The following is a 3,809-nucleotide window of genomic DNA, read 5'->3' as shown; positions in this document are numbered from 1 at the left end:
CCACAATCAACCGTGGTTGTCAGGATTTAAGCCACTTTTATCCCTTCATAATATGGCATTGTTACTATGCTTGAGCAACATGACCACGCTTGAATGGAGTGCTACCTGACGGCTGCAAAGGCAGCCATAAATGCAAATATAACCAGCAAGACATCACTTGTAGTATGCCTCGAATACACGGCACCCAAAAACGCCGCTATAACCGCCGTTATGCCCATTATAAGGACAAGATTCTTTAAGACTAACTGATTTTTTCTGTGTACGAGCACTCCCGATAAAGAAGAAGCAAAAACAACAATGATCGTTATCCCAGCCACTTGCTTCATCGTTAATACACCAACTCCCAAACACGTTGGGCAATAAAGAAGCATGGGGACAAGTATTATGGCCCCACCTAAGCCCAGCAGACCAGATACAAAGCCACCAACTATTCCTATTCCCAAAAGCGTTGCCAATAACCAGTAATCAACCATTTTTTCACCTTCGCCTTTAACGTATTTGCAGTCTTTTCAATATCTCCTTCTCTAACTCATCGGCGGTAATATCCCGCCCCTGGAACACAACGGCATCATCAATTGATACGGCAGGTAATGTCAGTGTTACGTCACAACATTCACCAGAGCCTCCCTTGTTTGAATCCGTGCTGGTTATTGTTTCAACGCTAAAACCATACCTTCCCTTCATCTCAGAGGCAAGGGCTATGATGTTGCTACACTTCCTGCCTGGTGGTGCATTAAGATAGAGCTTGATATTCATCTGTACCTCCATATATATTAATTGCTATATTCTAATATTAGAATATATAAACATTATTATATCCAGAGAGATATGAAAAGTCAAGAAAAATATTTATGGAGCTTTTAAGGGTAGGGTAATAGTTCAGCTATACAATTGAAATGTTGTGTATATAGCACGTTTCGATTGGATTAAATACAAGATACATGGCATTTTTACGGGGTCAAGGGGACTTCTTCGTGCCCGGGGCGGGTGCGACCCGCTGCGACAAGATTGCGCCTCGCCCCTCCCCTTGCGGGGGGTTCTGAAGGGGCCAGGTGCGACCTGGAGCGAAAAAGAAGCGGAGCCGCCCCTTTCTTTCCTTACTTCTTGGGGGGGTGAACTATTACAGGGTAGGGAATTAGTTAAATGGCTGGCCAAACCCTCTATGTTTTCATTGGAAACTTTTACAGGTGCTGAACTGTTGCCAAATAAAAGTGTATAATATTAGGATATTAGATATAGGGATATGGATAGATATGAAAAGTATTGGTAAAAAGATAGAGTTACTGAGGGTTGTTGCCCACCCTGTAAGGGTAAAGATACTAGAAGAGCTTTCAAGGGGTGTCAAGTGTGTAAGCGACTTGGAAAAATTCCTTGAAATAAGCCAGCCTAACATTTCGCAGCATCTGACTTTGCTCAGAAACCACGATGTTATTAATTATTACGTGGATGGGCGACTGAAGTGTTATTTCCTGGTAGACCCTATCATCCCGGATTTGCTCGAACTGCTTAACAGAGAGTATGACGAAGCACTTCCAGCGCCAAAGTGTTGTCCAGTCAAAAACAATGACTGTAAGCTCAAAAACAAAAAAGAGTAGCAGAGAGGAGAAAAAAGTATCCTCTTTAAAAAGCATGGTAAATTTTAGGTAGCACTCCATTCAAACGTGGTCACGTTGCTCACGCACAGCAACAATGCCATATTACACAGGCATAAAGGTGGCTTAAATCCTTGCAGCGTAATAGTTCAGCTATGTGCTTGGAATAGAATATACTGACTAATGCCTATCTATATCAGTAGGCACTGTTGTACAATATATACAATCGTTACGATTTTCCTGTATGGGAATCATCCTGTATGGGAATCATTAAGGAGTGTTAATTATGGATGATTTAATAGAGTTTTTGTCGGGTATAGAGATATTTTCGGATTTAAGTGATGATTGGTTGATGCACCTGTCTCAGGCCTCTGAGCTTATTGAGTATAAGGCCTCTGAACAGGTCATAAGCACGAGAGACCTATACAGATACTTATGGATTGTGTATAGAGGCAAGGTGGATATATCAGGGATCAATCAGGAAAATGCACGATTGTTTCTCACCAGTCTTAATGCGGGAGACGTCTTAGGTGAGTTGTCTGTGACATTTGACAAGCCTGTAATTGATGACATTACTGCCGCAGAGGATACGAGTGTTATAAGGCTGCCAAAGGATGTATTTTCGCATGTTGTTGCGCAAAACCCCTCAACACTCAAAAAGATTGCCTGCATGGCGACTGAAAGACAAATCCAGAGAGGACAAAACATCCCCCCCAGGGCCGGATACAGGTCGCGGTTCACGGATAACCCCGACCCCTACGACCTCAACTTCTCATCTGCCAAAAAGCAGGTAAAGCTCCTTATCATCAACTGTGGAAGCTCTTCGTTGAAGTACTCGTTATTTGACACCTCAAGCCCCCAACCCATGTTTGAGGGTCTGATCGAAAACATAGGAGCAGAGAACTCACCTCACAGGCTCAAGACGGTAACTGCCAAGATACAACGCAGTGAGGTCGTAAAGGACATCAGGGAGGCATTTTCGTCAATGGTCAATGTCCTCACGGGCAAGGCCATTGGCGTCATCACTGATTTCAGCGAAATACAGGCAGTGGGTCACAGGGTGGTGCACGGTGGAGACAAGTTCTCCGGCTCTGCGGTTATAAACGATGAGGTCAAGGATGCCATACGTCAGTGTGTAGCCCTTGCCCCGCTGCACAACCCCTACAACCTCACCGGCGTAGAGGTGATGACCGAGCTGCTGCCAAGTGCCGTTTCCGTGGCAGTCTTTGACACCGCATTTCACCAGAGCATGCCGCATCAGGCATATACATATGCGTTGCCCTACCAGTTGGCCGAGGAAAGGCATGTGCGACGCTATGGCTTTCACGGCACCAACCACCATTTTGTAGCACTGATGGCATCCGTATTTGTCAAGCGGCACGTTGGCAATCTCAGGATAATATCGTGTCACCTGGGCAATGGGGCATCCGTCTGTGCCATAGAGCGTGGCAGGAGCATTGATACCTCTATGGGGTTGACCCCGTTGGAGGGGCTTGTGATGGGAACGAGGTGTGGGGACATCGACCCGGGCCTTGTGCTGTATCTCCTGCAAAACGGGGATAGCGCAGACAGCCTCGAAAAGACCCTGAACAAGGAAAGCGGCCTCAAGGGCACCAGCGGTATCAGTAACGACATGCGAGAGATACTAAAGGCCGCCGATGAGGGCAACGATAAGGCAGAGGTAGCCCTGAGGATGTTCTGTTATAGGGTGCGAAAGTATATTGGCGCTTATCTGGCGGCACTAGGCGGGGTAGACATACTGATCTTTACAGGGGGCATCGGGGAAAACTCTTCTGAAATCAGGGCGCGAATATGTCAAGGGCTTGACAGCTTCGGTATAAACCTTGATACCGAAAGCAATCGTATGGCCAAAGTCCAGCGTGGTAACATCGCTGATATCTCCACGGAGGCATCGCGCATCAGGATACTTGTCGTGGCAGCCGACGAAGAGCGGATGATAGCCAGGGAGATCATACGTACCGTTGACACGCTGAGGGCATAAGTGCCTGCCCATATTGATTTTATAGCGCATTTCGATTGCATACGATACAAAAAAAGAAAGTTGTATACTGAAATGACGCAGGTTTTTTCAGGCATGATATTTGAGCGTGAAATAATGGGGTCAAGGGGACTGGTCCCCTTGCAGGGGGTTCTGAAGGGGGGCGGAGCCGCCCCTTTCTTTCTTGTATGCAAGCAATTTTGATACCCGAAAAAACT

General features: G+C 46.3%; 3 protein-coding genes and 2 pseudogenes. 3 read left to right on the top strand and 2 right to left on the bottom strand.

Annotated features, from left to right (window positions below; genetic code table 11):
* Window positions 1–101 precede the first annotated feature (101 nt).
* Window positions 102–473, bottom strand: a complete 372-nt coding sequence (locus HWQ67_RS14155; RefSeq protein WP_218253339.1) for a sulfite exporter TauE/SafE family protein — start codon at window positions 471–473, stop codon at window positions 102–104.
* Between the two features lie 16 nt (window positions 474–489).
* Complete coding sequence (tsoC, locus tag HWQ67_RS14150; protein WP_218253338.1) at window positions 490–756, bottom strand: NEPxGxxU motif selenoprotein TsoC; 267 nt, start codon at window positions 754–756, stop codon at window positions 490–492.
* A gap of 497 nt (window positions 757–1,253) precedes the next feature.
* Between tsoC and HWQ67_RS14145 the strand changes: the two genes are divergently transcribed.
* The 3 genes and pseudogenes from HWQ67_RS14145 to HWQ67_RS14140 form a co-directional block, all read left to right on the top strand.
* Window positions 1,254–1,595: an ArsR/SmtB family transcription factor gene (locus tag HWQ67_RS14145; RefSeq protein WP_218253337.1), complete on the top strand. Its 342-nt coding sequence runs from the start codon at window positions 1,254–1,256 to the stop codon at window positions 1,593–1,595.
* A gap of 283 nt (window positions 1,596–1,878) precedes the next feature.
* A pseudogene (locus tag HWQ67_RS20620) lies at window positions 1,879–2,223 on the top strand (cyclic nucleotide-binding domain-containing protein); the annotation flags it as partial.
* A 159-nt stretch (window positions 2,224–2,382) separates the two neighbouring features.
* Window positions 2,383–3,594, top strand: a pseudogene (locus tag HWQ67_RS14140) (acetate/propionate family kinase); the annotation flags it as partial.
* Window positions 3,595–3,809 lie beyond the last annotated feature (215 nt).

The organism is Candidatus Magnetobacterium casense (assembly GCF_019173545.1).
Lineage (GTDB): Bacteria > Nitrospirota > Thermodesulfovibrionia > Thermodesulfovibrionales > Magnetobacteriaceae > Magnetobacterium > Magnetobacterium cryptolimnobacter.
The sequence above is the reverse complement of the archived record's forward strand: the minus strand, read 5'-3'. Positions and strand labels throughout refer to the sequence as shown.